15 protein-coding genes and 1 tRNA gene are annotated in these 14,022 nt (G+C 71.1%); 8 read left to right on the top strand and 8 right to left on the bottom strand.

Annotated features, from left to right (window positions below; translation table 11 throughout):
• The first annotated feature begins 57 nt into the window (after nt 1-57).
• Nucleotides 58-1,491: an alpha,alpha-trehalose-phosphate synthase (UDP-forming) gene (locus HNR19_RS03890; protein ID WP_425490633.1), complete on the top strand. Its 1,434-nt coding sequence runs from the start codon at nt 58-60 to the stop codon at nt 1,489-1,491.
• A 17-nt stretch (nt 1,492-1,508) separates the two neighbouring features.
• Complete coding sequence (locus HNR19_RS03885) at nt 1,509-2,720, top strand: alpha/beta fold hydrolase (protein WP_179666708.1); 1,212 nt, start codon at nt 1,509-1,511, stop codon at nt 2,718-2,720.
• 302 nt (nt 2,721-3,022) lie between these two features.
• On the opposite strand, the gene HNR19_RS03880 is transcribed toward HNR19_RS03885, so the two are convergent.
• The gene (locus HNR19_RS03880; RefSeq protein ID WP_179666707.1) at nt 3,023-3,310 is read right to left on the bottom strand and encodes a GNAT family N-acetyltransferase; all 288 of its coding nucleotides are present in this window, start codon (nt 3,308-3,310) and stop codon (nt 3,023-3,025) included.
• A 124-nt stretch (nt 3,311-3,434) separates the two neighbouring features.
• Between HNR19_RS03880 and HNR19_RS03875 the strand changes: the two genes are divergently transcribed.
• The gene (locus HNR19_RS03875; protein ID WP_179670074.1) at nt 3,435-4,109 is read left to right on the top strand and encodes a uracil-DNA glycosylase; all 675 of its coding nucleotides are present in this window, start codon (nt 3,435-3,437) and stop codon (nt 4,107-4,109) included.
• A gap of 28 nt (nt 4,110-4,137) precedes the next feature.
• Nucleotides 4,138-4,920 (top strand): dioxygenase family protein, encoded by a 783-nt coding sequence (locus HNR19_RS03870; protein ID WP_246303473.1) that lies wholly within the window; start codon nt 4,138-4,140, stop codon nt 4,918-4,920.
• Between the two features lie 135 nt (nt 4,921-5,055).
• On the opposite strand, the gene HNR19_RS03865 is transcribed toward HNR19_RS03870, so the two are convergent.
• The 3 genes from HNR19_RS03865 to HNR19_RS03855 are packed head-to-tail and all read right to left on the bottom strand — an operon-like array spanning nt 5,056 to nt 6,956.
• Entirely contained in the window at nt 5,056-5,997 is a 942-nt protein-coding gene (locus HNR19_RS03865; RefSeq protein ID WP_343047037.1) for a carbohydrate kinase family protein, read from the bottom strand.
• Entirely contained in the window at nt 5,994-6,674 is a 681-nt protein-coding gene (locus HNR19_RS03860) for a class II aldolase/adducin family protein (RefSeq protein ID WP_179666706.1), read from the bottom strand. The genes HNR19_RS03865 and HNR19_RS03860 overlap by 4 nt, the downstream gene beginning before the upstream one ends.
• 9 nt (nt 6,675-6,683) lie before the next feature.
• A complete protein-coding gene (locus tag HNR19_RS03855) occupies nt 6,684-6,956 on the bottom strand; it encodes a MerR family transcriptional regulator (protein ID WP_179666705.1) in 273 nt (90 codons plus the stop codon).
• Between the two features lie 102 nt (nt 6,957-7,058).
• On the opposite strand from HNR19_RS03855, the gene HNR19_RS03850 reads away from it, so the two are divergent.
• On the top strand, nt 7,059-7,502 hold the full coding sequence (locus tag HNR19_RS03850) for an Hsp20/alpha crystallin family protein (protein WP_179666704.1): 444 nt from the start codon (nt 7,059-7,061) through the stop codon (nt 7,500-7,502).
• 102 nt (nt 7,503-7,604) lie between these two features.
• Here HNR19_RS03850 and HNR19_RS03845 read toward each other — a convergent pair whose 3' ends face one another.
• Nucleotides 7,605-9,191, bottom strand: coding sequence for a succinic semialdehyde dehydrogenase (locus HNR19_RS03845; protein WP_179666703.1), 1,587 nt, complete (start codon nt 9,189-9,191; stop codon nt 7,605-7,607).
• Complete coding sequence (locus HNR19_RS03840) at nt 9,191-10,840, bottom strand: GMC family oxidoreductase (RefSeq protein ID WP_179666702.1); 1,650 nt, start codon at nt 10,838-10,840, stop codon at nt 9,191-9,193. Before HNR19_RS03840 ends, HNR19_RS03845 begins: the two co-directional genes overlap by 1 nt.
• Nucleotides 10,841-10,981: 141 nt before the next feature.
• Between HNR19_RS03840 and pdxY the strand changes: the two genes are divergently transcribed.
• Complete coding sequence (gene pdxY, locus HNR19_RS03835) at nt 10,982-11,845, top strand: pyridoxal kinase PdxY (RefSeq protein WP_179666701.1); 864 nt, start codon at nt 10,982-10,984, stop codon at nt 11,843-11,845.
• A 15-nt stretch (nt 11,846-11,860) separates the two neighbouring features.
• Here pdxY and soxR read toward each other — a convergent pair whose 3' ends face one another.
• Both soxR and HNR19_RS03825 read right to left on the bottom strand, forming a co-directional pair.
• The gene (soxR, locus tag HNR19_RS03830; protein ID WP_343047036.1) at nt 11,861-12,292 is read right to left on the bottom strand and encodes a redox-sensitive transcriptional activator SoxR; all 432 of its coding nucleotides are present in this window, start codon (nt 12,290-12,292) and stop codon (nt 11,861-11,863) included.
• Between the two features lie 51 nt (nt 12,293-12,343).
• Nucleotides 12,344-12,416, bottom strand: a tRNA-Thr gene (locus tag HNR19_RS03825).
• A gap of 157 nt (nt 12,417-12,573) precedes the next feature.
• Here HNR19_RS03825 and HNR19_RS03820 point away from each other — a divergent pair.
• Together HNR19_RS03820 and HNR19_RS03815 are read left to right on the top strand one after the other, a co-directional pair.
• Nucleotides 12,574-12,774 (top strand): hypothetical protein, encoded by a 201-nt coding sequence (locus tag HNR19_RS03820; protein ID WP_179666699.1) that lies wholly within the window; start codon nt 12,574-12,576, stop codon nt 12,772-12,774.
• A gap of 25 nt (nt 12,775-12,799) precedes the next feature.
• The gene (locus HNR19_RS03815) at nt 12,800-14,020 is read left to right on the top strand and encodes a DUF4032 domain-containing protein (protein WP_179666698.1); all 1,221 of its coding nucleotides are present in this window, start codon (nt 12,800-12,802) and stop codon (nt 14,018-14,020) included.
• Nucleotides 14,021-14,022: the final 2 nt, after the last annotated feature.

The following is a 14,022-nucleotide window of genomic DNA, read 5'->3' as shown; positions in this document are numbered from 1 at the left end:
AGCCCGACACCTTCGCCGGGCGCCGCAACGACCGGACCGAAGACTAAGGTGGACAACGTGGGCAATGACCTCGTGATCGTGGCCAATCGTCTCCCCGTCGACCGCGTCACGCTGCCCAACGGAGAGACGGGCTGGCGCCGCTCGCCCGGCGGGCTGGTCGCCGCGATCGAGCCGGTGATGCGCACCCACGGCGGGGGTGTGTGGATCGGCTGGCCCGGCGGCACCGACCAGAAGCTGAAGCCTTTCGAGGAGGACGGCCTCGCCCTGGTGCCGCTGTCGATGACCCAGGACGAGATCGAGGGTCACTACGAGGGATTCGCCAACGGCACCCTGTGGCCGCTCTACCACGACCTCGTGGCCAAGCCCGAGTTCCACCGGGAGTGGTGGGACGAGTACGTCAAGGTCAACCGGCGCTTCGCCGAGAAGGCCGCCGACCTCGCCGCCAAGAACGCGACCGTGTGGGTGCACGACTACCAGCTCCAGCTGGTGCCGCAGTACCTCCGCGAGCTGCGCCCCGACCTGCGGATCGGCTTCTACCTGCACATCCCGTTCCCGCCGGCGGAGCTGTTCCAGCAGCTGCCGTGGCGCCGGCAGCTGCTCGAGGGCCTGCTCGGCGCCGACCTGGTCGGGTTCCAGCTGCCCGGCGCGGCGCAGAACTTCGTGCGCCTGGTGCGGCAGCGGGTCGGCCACAAGACCCACCGCGACCTGGTCTACCTCCCCGACGGCCGGGTGGTCCGCGCGGCCGCGTTCCCCATCTCGATCGACGCCGCCGGCTTCGAGGACCTCGCCAACTCCGACCAGGTCGTCGAGCGGGCGAAGGCGCTGCGCGAGGCGCTCGGCAGCCCGCGCACGATCTTCCTCGGCATCGACCGCCTCGACTACACCAAGGGGATCTACGCGCGCCTCCGCGCGTTCGGCGAGCTGATCCGCGACGGGCACTTCGACGTCGAGGACGCCGTGTTCGTGCAGGTGGCGGTGCCCTCCCGCGAGCAGGTCGAGCAGTACCGGCTGCTCCGCGACGAGATCGAGCGCCTGGTCGGCCGCCTCAACGGCGACCTCGGCCGCATCGGCCGCCCGGCGATCAGCTACCTGCACACGTCGTACCCCCGCGAGGAAATGGCCGCGCTCTACCGGGCCGCCGACATCATGGTCGTCACGCCGTACCGCGACGGCATGAACCTCGTCGCCAAGGAGTACGTCGCGTGCCGCGTCGAGGACGACGGCGCGCTGGTGCTGTCGGAGTTCGCCGGCGCCGCCGACGAGCTGCGGCAGGCGTGGCTGGTCAACCCCTACGACATCAACGGCATGAAGACGGCGCTGCTCGAGGCCTACCAGGCCGAGCCCAAGGAGCTCACCCGCCGGATGCGCGCCATGCGCAAGCAGATCCGCCAGCACGACGTGAAGGCGTGGGCCAGCAGCTTCATGACCGAGCTCGAGGACCAGGTGCACACCGACCACCAGAAGGTCGTCCGCCCCGCGAACCGCTCCTGAGCATTACCCTGCGGGACATGGCACTGGTCCCGCTCCGCTCGCTCCCCGGCGCCGGTCTGGTCCCCGGACCCGATCGCGTGGTCGCGGCGGCGAGCAACGTCGGCCACAAGGTGCTGTACGGCGGGCTCGCCGACCTGCGTCCGATGCCGCGCACGCTCATCGACGACGGCACCCTGCGCGAGGTCTACCACTACCGCCCTTCCGGGACCGTCAAGGAGACCGGCGACCCGGTCCTGCTCGTGACCCCGCTCGCCGCGCCGGCGATCTGCTACGACCTGCGCCGCGGGTGCTCCCTCGTCGAGCACTTCGTCACCGGAGGGCGGCCGACGTACCTCGTGGAGTACGGCGAGGTCTCCTTCCGCGACCGCAACCTCGGCATCGAGCACTGGATCGACGAGGTGGTGCCGAGCGCGATCCGGGCCGCCTCGGAGCACGCCGGCGGCCGTCCCGTGCACGTGATCGGCTGGAGCCTCGGCGGCATCTTCGCGCTGCTCGCGACCGCCGACTCCACCGACCTGCCGATCGCGTCGTTGACCGTCGTCGGCTCGCCGATCGACGTCAGCCAGGTGCCGCTCGTGGCGCCGCTGCGGCCGCTGCTCAACTGGTTCAACGGCAAGGGCCCGATCACCAAGGGCTACCAGCTGCTCGGCGGCGCTCCGAAGCCCGTGGTGCGGTGGGCGTTCCAGCTGTCGTCGTTCCAGAAGATGGTGACCAAGCCGCTGGCGCTGGCGACCCACATCGACGACACCGAGTTCCTCGCCCAGATCGAGGCGGTCGACCGGTTCACCGACAACATGATCGCCTACCCCGGCCGCACGTTCGGCCAGCTCTACCACCGGTTCGCGAAGGGCAACCAGCTCGCGACCGGTGTCTTCGAGCTCGACGACCGCACGATCGACCTGGCCGAGGTGAAGGTGCCGGTGCTGGTGTTCGGCGGCTCGACCGACGGGATCGCGCCGGTCGGTGCTGTCCGGGCCGTCGTACCGCTGCTGACCGGGGCTCCCGCGGTCCGGTTCGAGATCGTGCCGGGCGGGCACCTCGGGATGCTGACCGGCCGGGCGGCGCGGCACACGACGTGGCCGGTGATGGACGAGTGGATCGCCGAGTGGTCGACCGACGAGCCGGCCGCGGCCGAGCCGAAGGCCACGCCGGAGTCGACGACCCGGATCGGCACCAACCGCAAGCGCAAGCACGGCTCAGCCGCCTCGCGGGCGCTGGGCGCGAAGTAGAGAGGTCGCCTAGTCACAAGTGACTAGGCAACGTCGGACTCTTGCCCGATCCCGGGAGGGTCCCGGCCTTCGTAGATTTCTCTCACCGACGCGGAACCACGGCAGGAGACTGGAGGGAGCCCCTCCGGGACCGGCGCCCCCGACTGGGTGGCCGCCGCCGGCGGACCAGAGAGTGCCGTGGTCCGCGTCGGATTCAGCATGCCGCTGGATTGCGCATTGGCGACGCCCCTGGGAGGGAGAGGGGCGTCGCTACTGCATTTTCTCCGGTGGTCGAGGAGGCGCCCAGCGCCGTCACGAGACCCTCAGGCGAGCAGGTCCTGGTAGTCGGGGTGCTTGTCGATCCAGCTCTTGATGAACGGGCAGGTGGCGAGCACCTTGAGCCCCTCGGACCGGGTCTGGTCGAGCGCAGCCCGCGCCAGCCGGCCGCCGATCCCCTGGCCCTCGAACTCGTCCTTGACCACGGTGTGGTTGAAGTCGCGGACGCCGTCGCCGGGCACGTACTGCGCGAAGCCCGCCAGGCGCCCGTCCTCGGTCGTGATCTCGAAGCGGTTGCGGTCGGGGTTGTTGGTCACGGTCGGCTCGCTGCTCATGCCTCAGAACCTACTGGCTGGCCGAACTGGCACACCTCGGGGCGCGAACTGGCAGACCTCGGCGTTCGAGATGGCAGGGTTCGGGGTTGTGAGCACGCTCCAAGGACTCGTGGACAAGGGACTGATGGCACCCGACTGGGCGGAGGCGCTCGCGCCGGTCGAGGACCGGGTGGCGGCGATGGGCCGCTTCCTCCGCGCCGAGCTCGCGGCCGGGCGGCCCTACCTGCCGGCGGGCGACGACGTCTTCCGTGCGTTCCGGCGACCGCTGGCCGACGTGCGGGTGCTGGTGGTGGGGCAGGACCCGTACCCCACTCCGGGGCACCCGATCGGCCTGTGCTTCGCGGTCGACCCGGCCGTGCGGCCGCTCCCCAAGAGCCTGGTCAACATCTACCGCGAGCTCGCGGAGGACGCGGGCGTCGTACCTCCGGAGCACGGCGACCTGTCCGCGTGGACCGAGCAGGGCGTGATGCTGCTCAACCGGGTGCTGACCGTCCGGCCCGGCTCCCCCGCGTCGCACCGCGGCCAGGGCTGGGAGCACGTGACAGCGTGCGCGATCCAGGCCCTGGTACGGCGGGCCGAGGCCGGCGCGCCGATGGCCGCGGTCCTGTGGGGGCGCGACGCGCAGACACTGGTGCCGCACCTCGGCCCGATCCCGTACGTCGAGTCCGCGCACCCGTCGCCGCTGTCGGCGCACCGCGGGTTCTTCGGGTCGCGGCCGTTCAGCAGGGTCAACCAGCTGCTGGGCGAGCGCGGCGGCGCTCCGGTCGACTGGACCCTGCCGCCCGTGGACGGGGAATGAAGTTGAATCTTCAACGGTTCTAATCGGCATGGAGACCTACGACGGCCGCATGCCTGCGCTCTACATCGGTCACGGTGCGCCGCCCCTGCTCGACGACCCGATCTGGTCGGGCCAGCTCGCAGCGTGGGCGCAGGACCTGCCGCGGCCGAAGGCGATCCTGATCGTGAGCGCCCACTGGGAGTCCGCGCCGGTCTCGCTCAGCGCGAGCGGCGCCGAGCTGGTCTACGACTTCGGCGGCTTCGACCCGAAGTACTACCGGATGACCTACCGCACCCCCGACGCCACCGCGCTCGCCGAGCGGATCGCGGCGACGATGCCCGACACCGAGCCGGTGCACCAGCACGTCTCGCGCGGCCTCGACCACGGGGCGTGGGTGCCGCTGCGGATCATGTATCCCGAGGCCGACATCCCCGTGCTCCAGATGTCGCTGCCCACCCACGACCCGGAGCGGCTGCTGCGGCTCGGCGAGCGGCTCCGGCCGCTTCGCGACGAGGGCGTCCTCATCATCGGGTCGGGCTTCCTCACCCACGGGCTGCCGTTCCTCCGCGACTTCCGCATCGAGGCCGACGCGCCCGGCTGGTCGCGCGACTTCGACGCGTGGGCGGCCGAGGCGCTGAGCGCCGGCGACGTCGACACGCTGGCGGCGTACAGCACGAAGGCCCCGGGCATGCCCTACGCCCACCCGACCGTCGAGCACTACAGCCCGCTGTTCGTCACGCTCGGCGCGGCGACCGACCCCGGCACCCCCGGCCTCCAGGTCATCGACGGCTTCTGGATGGGCCTCTCGAAGCGCTCCCTGCAAGTCGCCTGACGCGAGTCGGCCCGTCTTCACGTCTGTAGGGCACCGAGTCGGCCGGTCTTCACGCGTGTAGGGCGCCGAGTCGGCCAGTGATCACGCGCCGACTCGGTCCCTCTCACGCGTGACCTTCTGCCGACTCGGCCCCGCTCAGGCGCGAACTTCTGCCGACTCGGCGAACGACAGGACCACGTCCAGGTCGTAGGTCCCGTGGTCGGTGCCGACGCCCTGAGCGACCTGCGCGGCCGTCGCGCAGCCGAGCCGGGCCGCGGCCTCGAGGTCGTGGCCGAGCGACAGGCCGCGAAGGAAGCCCGCCGAGAACGCGTCGCCGCAGCCGGTGGTGTCGACGACGCCGATCTCGTACGCCGGAACCGCGGCGACCGTGTCGGCGGTGACCACCAGCGCGCCCTTGGCGCCGTGGGTGACGGCGACGCAGCCGGCGCCGGCGTCGACGAGCGCGCGGGCGCCCTCCTCGAGCGAGGCAGCTCCGGTGAAGCCGAGCACCTGCTCGTCGTTGGGCAGCAGGTAGTCGGTGTGCGGCAGGCAGTCGGCGATCCACGCGAGCAGGTCCGGGTCGCCCGGCGCGAGCACGTCGACCGACGTCACGCAGCCCATCTCCCGCGCCTGCGCGAGCAGCTCTCCGGCCGCCGGACCGCCGAGGAACTCCGGCCCGCCCAGGTGCACGTGGGTCAGGCCCGGCACCGACGCCAGGTCGATGTCGTCGAGGGTGAGGCTGCCGTTGGCGCCGACGACGTGCCACGCCGGCCGGTCGCCGTTGGGCCGCACCGGGAGGACCGAGGCCGACGTCTGCTGGTCGGTACGGCGCACGAGGCGGCTCGTGTCGAGGCCCTCGCGCTGGAGCAGCCCGACGAGGGCGTCCCCGATCGGGTCGTCGCCGACGGCCCCGATGGAGTGGACGTCCGCGCCGAGCCGGCCGAGGACCACGCCGGTGCCCCCGGCAGTGCCGGCGGGCGACATCCGGATCGTGTCGACGAGCGCCCCGTCGGAGCCCTCGGGGATCGACTCCACCCGCAGCACGTGGGTGTCGAGCACGTGGACGCCCACGACGGCGATGGTCATCTTCTCGGTCACGGGGTCTCCTCCGCCGGTCGGGTGGTGCCGTAGCGGCGAGCGATCGCGGCCTCGATGACGGCCGCCTGCTGCGCGTCGTCGAGCACGCGCGGGGTGCCGATCCGGGCGGCGTTGACGTAGAGCCGGCAGCACCACTCGAGGAGCAGCGCCGCGTCCACGGCCTTGTCGAGGGCGGCGCCCGTGGTCACTGCGCCGTGGTTGGCCATCAGCGCGGCGGCGCGGCCCTCCAGGGCGGCGGCGACGCCGCCCGCGAGCTCGGTCGTGCCGAAGGTGGCGTACGGCGCCACCCGGACGCTGCCGCCGAGCAGCAGCTGCTGGTAGTGCAGGACGGGCAGCTCGTCGAGCACGCACGCCACGGCGGTGGCGTACGGCGCGTGGGTGTGCACCACGGCGCCCGTCGCGGCGGTCGCGTACGCCGCCTGGTGCAGCTCGAGCTCCGAGGTGGGCGCCAGCTCTCCGGCGACCACTGCGCCCGTGGCGTCGACGACCGAGACGTGCTCCGGCCCGCAGTCGGCGAGCACCACCCCGGTCGCCGTCACGGCGATCAGGTCGGAGCCGGCGATCCGGACGCTCACGTTGCCCGCCGTACCGATCAGAAGGCCCTCGGCCGCGAGGCGCCGAGCAGCGTCGGCGACGGCTCCGCGCGCGGCGTCGTACGCGGTGCTGCCGTCGGTCACGCAGGCACCCTAGCGGCGAGCGAGCTTGCGGCGCAGGCGGTCGACCTCGTCCTCCAGCTCGAGCACACGACGGATGCCGGCGAGGTTGAGGCCTTCGGCGAGCAGGTCGCGGACGCGGTGAAGGCGCTCGACGTCGCGCGGGCTGTAGAGGCGCGTGCCGCCCGGGCTGCGATCGGGCTCGACCAGCCCGCGGCGCTCGTAGACGCGCAGGTTCTGGATCTCCATCGACACCATCTCGGCGGCCACCGAGATGGCGAAGACGCCGCGGTTCTCGTCGGACATCCGGTCACCTCCTCGACTCCGATCCTACTTGATTCTCCGGAACAGATTATCTATAACGGTTGTTGCAGATCGTGTCCCGACAACTCCACCGAGGAGGAAACCATGTTGCTGCGTTCTACTGACCCGTTCCGCGACTTCGACCGCATCACCCAGCAGCTGCTGGGCTCCGGCTGGGGCACGACCAACCGCCCCGCCGTGATGCCGATGGACGCGTGGCGCGAGGGCGACAAGTTCGTCATCGAGTTCGACCTCCCGGGCGTCAACCCGGAGACGATCGACCTCGACGTCGAGCGCAACGTGCTCACCGTCAAGGCCGAGCGCGTCGCCGGCAACGGTGACTGGCAGAAGCTCGCGTCGGAGCGGGTGCACGGCCAGTTCAGCCGCCAGCTCGTCCTGGGCGACAACCTCGACCTCGAGCGGATCGAGGCCGGCTACGACTCCGGCGTGCTGCGGCTCGTCGTACCCGTCGCCGAGAAGGCCAAGCCGCGGAAGATCCAGATCGCGGGCGTCGAGCCCACCCAGAAGACGGAGGCCATCGAGGCCTGACCCGCCTGATCACGCATCAGGTGTCCTCTTCGCCGAGTCGGCGCGTGATCACGCGCCGACTCGGGCCATTCGGGGCGAGAAGATGAGCCGACTCGGCCCGGATCAGCGGATGCGGAGCTTCTTCATCAGCTTGAGGGAGCTCAGCATCTGCTTCACGTAGGCGTCGTAGTCCTGGCCGGGGCGGGCGCCGAGCACCTGCTTCTTCAGCACCGCGACGTTCTTGACGTCGGTGTACTTCAGCAGGCCCTGGTCGCCGTGGCGCGCGCCGACGCCGGAGTTCTTCACGCCGCCCGACGGGGTGCCCTTGGAGGCGTACGCCGTGGCGAGGCCGTCGTTGATGTTGACGTTGCCGGACTCGATCCGCGCGGCCACCGCCTCGGCGCGGGCGATGTCGCCCGACCAGACCGAGGCGTTGAGGCCGTAGTCGGTGTCGTTGGCCAGGTGGACCGCCTCGTCCACCGTGCGGTAGCGGTGCAGCGCCACGACCGGACCGAACGTCTCCGTCTGCCCGGCGAGCATGTCCTTCGTGACGCCCTCGAGCACGGTCGGCTCGAAGAACGCGGGGCCGATCTCGGGCCGCTCCCGGCCGCCGGTGCGCACGGTCGCGCCCTTCGCCACGGCGTCGGCGACGTGGGACGCGACGCGGTCCTTGTGGTCGACGGAGACGAGAGACCCGATCTCGGGGCCGAAGTCGTATGCGGCGCCGATCTTCAGCCCCTCAGCCGCCTTCACGAACGCGGCGGACAGCTCGTCGTAGCGCGAGTCGGGCAGGTAGATCCGCTCGATGTGCATGCAGATCTGACCGGTGTTGCCGAACACCGCGAAGACCGAGGACTGGACCCACTCCTCGACGCCCGCCTCGTCGAGGTCGTCGAGCACGATCATCGGGTTCTTGCCGCCGAGCTCCAGGCAACAGCCGATCAGGTTGCGGCCGGCCCGCTCGCCGATGACCCGACCGGTCGCGGTCGAGCCGGTGAACATGATGTAGTCCGCGTTGTCGATCAGCGTCGGCCCGACATCGGGGCCCTCGCCGCACACGACCTGGAACAGGCCCTTGGGCAGGCCCGCCTCCTCGAGCAGCGAGATGCCGTAGAGCGGCGAGAGCGCCGTCTTGTTGTCGGGCTTCACCACGACCGCGTTGCCCGCCATCAGCGCCGGGATCGCGTCGGACAGTCCGGTGGCGAACGGGAAGTTCCACGGGGCGATGATCCCGACGACGCCCTTGGGGACGTGCACCTCGGTCGAGGTGGACAGGAACGGGATCGGGCCGCCGCGCGTCTTCGGCTTGAGCAGCGACGGGGCGCGCTTGAGGTAGTGGCTGATGATCATCGGCGGGTCGCAGGTCTCCTCGACCGCCATCCGCCGGTTCTTCCCGCTCTCGACCTGGATGAGGTCGGCGGTCGTCAGGGCGTTGTCGACGAGCAGCGTGTGGGCGCGCTCGAAGACCTCGAGCCGCTTCTTCACCGACCACTGCGACCACAGCTTCTGGGCCGCACGTGCCTCGTGGAAGGCACGCTCGATGTCGGTCGGCGTCGATTGCGGCAGCTCGACGAGCACCTCGCCGGTGTAGACCTCGGCCAGCTTCCACGTGGCGCCGCTCGAGCCCGGGACCCGGGCGACGAGCCGCTCGAGCAGCTCGTCGGTCACCGACGCCGGCCGCCGCAGCGCCGTACCGCCCGTTGCCGTCATCAGGCCCTGCCGAGGATGAAGTCGACCGCGCGCTCGCCGATCATGTAGCACGGCGCGTTGGTGTTGCCGCCCGTGATCGACGGCATGATCGAGGCGTCCGCGACGCGCAGCCCCTCGATGCCGCGCACCTTCAGGTCCGGGCCGACGACCGCGCGCTCGTCGACGCCCATCCGGCAGGTGCCGACGCCGTGGTAGACCGACGTCGACCGCTGCTTGAGGGCGTCGCGCAGCGCCTGCCCGGTCAACCCGGGGTCGGGGTGGATGGCACCCTTGACCGCGCCGCCGAACGCGGCGGCACGCATGATCTCGCGGATCATCTCGGTGCCCTCGGCGAGCACGGACACGTCGTCGGGCTCGCGGAAGTAGCCGTAGTCGATGAGCGGCGCGGCGAGCGGGTCGCTCGACGCGAGGCGCAGGGTGCCACGGCTGCGCGGGTAGATCAGGGTCGAGAACACCGTCATCGACGGCCGTGGGTCGACCTCGTGCCGCACCGGGGCGTCCTGGTTGGGCGTGGGGTAGGACCACGGCAGCATGTGCAGCTGCAGGTCCGGCGGGCCGTCACCGGCGTACGACGTCCGCACGAAGCCGACCGACTCGAACACCGAGTTGGCGAGGAACGAGCCGCCCCGGGTCTTCTCCCTCACCAGGCCCTTGCCGAAGTAGATCGGCGTGCCGCGGTGGGTGACCGACGGGACGTGGAACGTCAGCGGGTGGAAGAGGTGGTCGTGCAGGTTGTCGCCCACCGGCAGGTCGGCGATGCACTCGATGCCGACGGACGCGAGGTGGTCGGGGTGGCCGATGCCGGAGAGCATCAGCAGCTGGGGGCTGCCGATGAACCCGGAGGAGACGATGACCTCCTTGCCGGCCCGGATGAAGCGCCGTGTCGTGGCGACCTTGCCGGCCTTGTCGAGGTCGGCGACCTCGACGCCGGTGGCGCGGCCGTTCTCGACGACGACCTTCGTGGCCTGCACGCGGGTCTGCACCTCGAGGGTGCGCGGTGCGAGGTGGTGGACGTAGCCGCGGGAGGAGGAGTACCGCAGGCCGCCGGAGGCGTTCTGCTGCATCCGGGCGATGCCCTCCTGCTCGGCGGCGTTGTAGTCGTCGAGGATCTTCACGCCGAGGGTGTCGGCGGTCGCCTGGATGAACTGGGCGGTGGCTTCCTGCGGCGTCTTGCTGCGGGTGATCTTGATCGGCCCGCCGGCGCCGCGGTAGTCGTTCTCGCCGTCCTCGAAGTCCTCGTAGCGCTTGAACGCGGGGTTGACGTCGTCGGCCGACCAGCCGGTGTTGCCCTCGGCGGCCCACGAGTCGTAGTTGGCGCGGTTGCCGCGCACGTAGACCATGCCGTTGACCGAGCTCGAGCCGCCGAGCACCTTGCCGCGGGGAGCCGGCATCCTGCGGCCGTCCATGTTCTCCTGCGGCACGGAGTAGAAGCCCCAGTCGTTGAGCTTCTTCAGCTTCGGCTCGGCGTGCATCGGGCCGATCATCCCGGGGAGCTTTGTCAGCAGCTGCTGGTCGGTCTTGCCCGCCTCGAGCAGGATCACGCTGGCGCCCGACTCGGCCAGGCGGCCGGCGATGATCGAGCCGGAGCTGCCGGAGCCGACCACGACGTAGTCGGCCTCGTTGCTGTGGTGCGGGCGCCTTCGGGCCATGTCCATCCCCTTCGATGTGCAGCGGTCGAGCAACTGTAACGCGTTCTAGTTTCTTCACGAAAGGGTTTCATGTTTGCCGGTGGTTGAGGTGCGACGAGCGCAGCGAGGAGCCTCGAAACCTCCGGCTGCGACGATGGGCTCATGCGCATCCTGTCGATCCAGTCCTCGGTCGCCTACGGCCACGTCGGCAACTCCGCGGCGGTCTTCCCGCTGCAGCGCCTCGGGCACGAGGTCTGGCCGGTGCTCACGGTCCACTTCTCCAACCACACGGGGTACGGCGCCTGGCGCGGGCCGCTGCTCGACCCGGCCGACGTGCGCGAGGTGATCGACGGGATCGACGACCGCGGCGTGCTCGGCACCGCGGACGCGGTCCTCTCCGGCTACCAGGGCGACCCGGCCGTCGGCGCGGTCATCCTCGACGCGGTCGCGCGGGTCAAGGCGGCCAACCCGGACGCCGTCTACTGCTGCGACCCGGTGATGGGCGACGTCGGCCGCGGCATGTTCGTGCGGCCCGGGATCCCGGAGTTCATGCGCGACGAGGTCGTGCCGAGGGCGGACCTGATCACGCCCAACCACTTCGAGCTCGACTTCCTCGCCGGCACTACGACCACCACCGAGGCCGAGGTCCTCGCCGCCGTCGACGCGGTGCGGGCCCGCGGGCCGCGGCAGGTCCTGGTCACGTCGGTCCGCTACGACGACCCCGGCTGGGAGGGCGAGGAGGAGCTGCTGGAGATGATTGCGGTCTCCGACGACGGCGCGTGGTCGGTGACCACTCCCCTGCTGCCGATCGCGCCGAACGGCGGGGGCGACATCACCGCGGCGCTCTACCTCGCGCACCTGCTCGACAGCGGCTCGCCGGCCGTCGCCTTGGAGCGTACGGCGGGCTCGGTCTTCGCGGTGCTGGAGGCGACGCTCGCCGCGGGCACGCGCGAGCTCCAGATCGTCGGCGCACAGGACGCGATCGCCGTACCGCCGACGCGGTTCGCGGCGCGGCAGCTGCGCTGACCGAAGAGCTCCGACTCAGGGCTCGAGCAGCACCGCGCCGGTGCCGTGCTCGGCCGCGACGTCGCCGGGGTTGCTCAACGCGCAGCTCTTCATGCTGAGGCAGCCGCAGCCGATGCAGCTGTCGAGGCGCGCGCGGAGCAGCTCGATCCGGCGGATCTGCTCGTCGAGACGCGGCCGCCACTCGCGGCTGATGCGGTGCCAGTCGGACTTCGTCGGCGTGCGGTTGTCGGGGAGGGTGCGCAGCGCCTCGCCGACCTCCGTCAGCGAGAGCCCGACGCGCTGGGCCGCCCGGATGAACGCCACCCGGCGCAGCGTCGACTGCTCGTAGCGGCGCTGGTTGCCGGTGGTGCGGGTCGAGTGGATCAGGCCCTCGGACTCGTAGAACCGGATCGCGCTCGGCGCGACGCCGGAGCGCTCGGACAGCTGGCCGATGGTCAGGAGGGTCACGTCGCGATGATGGCGCGTCGCGCGCCGTACTTCAAGGAAACTTGAGGTCGGAGCCGGTGACAGGAGTCGAACCCGCGACATCCTCATTACAAGTGAGGCGCTCTACCAACTGAGCTACACCGGCGTGCACCCGCGGGCGCCCGCCAATGTTAGTCAGCCCACGCCCTGCCGCCCGAACCGGCGACCGCCGTATCCGTTGTCCGGACCTCGGTTGGCCATCCCCGGCAGGATCGGGCACGATGCCGGAGGTCCGCACGATCCGCCATTCGGGAGGCTCCCTCGTGTCCGCAACGAAGCAGTACAGCCGTCGCCTGTTCCTGACCTACCAGGAGCTGATCGAGCGTCCCAGCGGCCGCCGCGACCTCGAGAAGGCGGTTCGGGACTACGCAGCCGCCAACAAGGGCGTCGACCTCGAGCAGCCGATGACGTTCCGGCAGTGGTTCGCCGAGAACAGGCCGTCGCGGGCGGCGCACGCGCGGTAGGTGCCCGGCGGCGTAAGTTGCCGCTATGGCGCTGCACGTCGTCGCCAGCAGACCCGACCCGGCGCTGCTGACGCTGCCCTGGTCCTCCTCGCTGGCGGAGTGGCCGGAGCCTCCGGTCGTCCGGCTGCCGCGCGGCCTGTCGCGCCACGTGGTCCGGATCATCCAGGTCGAGCGCCAGACGCTCGTCGCCAAGGAGACCGAGGAGGCGATCGCCTTCCGGGAGTACCGCATGCTGCGCGAGCTGCGCCAGCGCGGGCTGCCGACGGTCACCGCCAAGGGCGTGGTCACCGGCCGCACCGACATCGACGGCGACGAGCTCCCGGCGACGCTGCTCACCGAGCACCTGCACTTCTCGCTGCCCTACCGCTCGCTCTTCCAGCAGGGCCTGGGCGCTGAGCGGCTGCCTAACCTCATCGACGCGATGGTGGTGCTCCTCGTCCGCCTGCACCTCGCCGGCTTCTACTGGGGCGACGTGTCGCTGTCCAACGTCCTCTTCCGGCGCGACGCGGGCGGCTTCGCGGCGTACCTCGTGGACGCCGAGACCGGCGAGCTGACGCCGACCCTGTCCGACCGGATGCGCGAGCACGACATCACCATCGCGCGCGAGAACGTCTTCGCCGAGCTGATGGACCTCCAGGCCTCGGCCGAGCTCGATGCCGAGGTGCCGGGCCACGAGATCATCGACATGCTCGAGGAGCGCTACCGCGCGCTGTGGGCCGACCTCACCGCGGTCGAGGAGTTCGAGTCGGGCGAGATGTGGCGGATCGAGAAGCGCATCGAGCGGCTCAACGACCTCGGCTTCGACGTCGACGAGCTCGACATCGTCACCGAGGGCAGCGCCACCGGCGGCGAGGGCGGCCGCGTGCGTATCCAGCCCAAGGTGGTCGAGGCCGGCCACCATCGGCGCGAGCTGTCGGCGCTCACCGGGCTGGACGTCGAGGACGCCCAGGCGCGGCGGCTGCTCAACGACATCGCCGCATTCACCGCGCACCACGGCCTCGGCGACCTCGACCGCACGGTGGTCGCCAACCGGTGGCTGCTCGAGGTCTACGAGCCGCTGACGGCGATGGTGCCGCCCGAGGCGCGCGCCAAGCTGGAGCCGGCCGAGTTCTTCCACGAGGTGCTCGTGCACCGGTGGTACCTCTCCGAGCAGGCCGGGCACGAGGTCGACATCTTCAAGTCCGCGGCCGACTACATCGAGCGGATCCTGCCGACGCGGCCCGATGATTCGCGGGCGGGTCACTAGTC

Source organism: Nocardioides thalensis, from assembly GCF_013410655.1.
GTDB lineage: Bacteria > Actinomycetota > Actinomycetes > Propionibacteriales > Nocardioidaceae > Nocardioides > Nocardioides thalensis.
This window is presented reverse-complemented; position numbering and strand designations above follow the sequence as displayed.

Excerpts from the sequence above, each read along its gene's own strand:
- HNR19_RS03885 (WP_179666708.1), top strand. The coding sequence starts at position 1,509 with ATGGCACTGGTCCCGCTCCGCTCGCTCCCCGGCGCCGGTCTGGTCCCC.
- HNR19_RS03880 (WP_179666707.1), bottom strand. The coding sequence starts at position 3,310 with ATGAGCAGCGAGCCGACCGTGACCAACAACCCCGACCGCAACCGCTTC.
- HNR19_RS03875 (WP_179670074.1), top strand. The coding sequence starts at position 3,435 with ATGGCACCCGACTGGGCGGAGGCGCTCGCGCCGGTCGAGGACCGGGTG.
- HNR19_RS03870 (WP_246303473.1), top strand. The coding sequence starts at position 4,138 with ATGGAGACCTACGACGGCCGCATGCCTGCGCTCTACATCGGTCACGGT.
- HNR19_RS03855 (WP_179666705.1), bottom strand. The coding sequence starts at position 6,956 with ATGTCCGACGAGAACCGCGGCGTCTTCGCCATCTCGGTGGCCGCCGAG.
- HNR19_RS03850 (WP_179666704.1), top strand. The coding sequence starts at position 7,059 with ATGTTGCTGCGTTCTACTGACCCGTTCCGCGACTTCGACCGCATCACC.
- HNR19_RS03845 (WP_179666703.1), bottom strand. The coding sequence starts at position 9,191 with ATGACGGCAACGGGCGGTACGGCGCTGCGGCGGCCGGCGTCGGTGACC.
- HNR19_RS03840 (WP_179666702.1), bottom strand. The coding sequence starts at position 10,840 with ATGGCCCGAAGGCGCCCGCACCACAGCAACGAGGCCGACTACGTCGTG.
- pdxY (WP_179666701.1), top strand. The coding sequence starts at position 10,982 with ATGCGCATCCTGTCGATCCAGTCCTCGGTCGCCTACGGCCACGTCGGC.
- HNR19_RS03815 (WP_179666698.1), top strand. The coding sequence starts at position 12,800 with ATGGCGCTGCACGTCGTCGCCAGCAGACCCGACCCGGCGCTGCTGACG.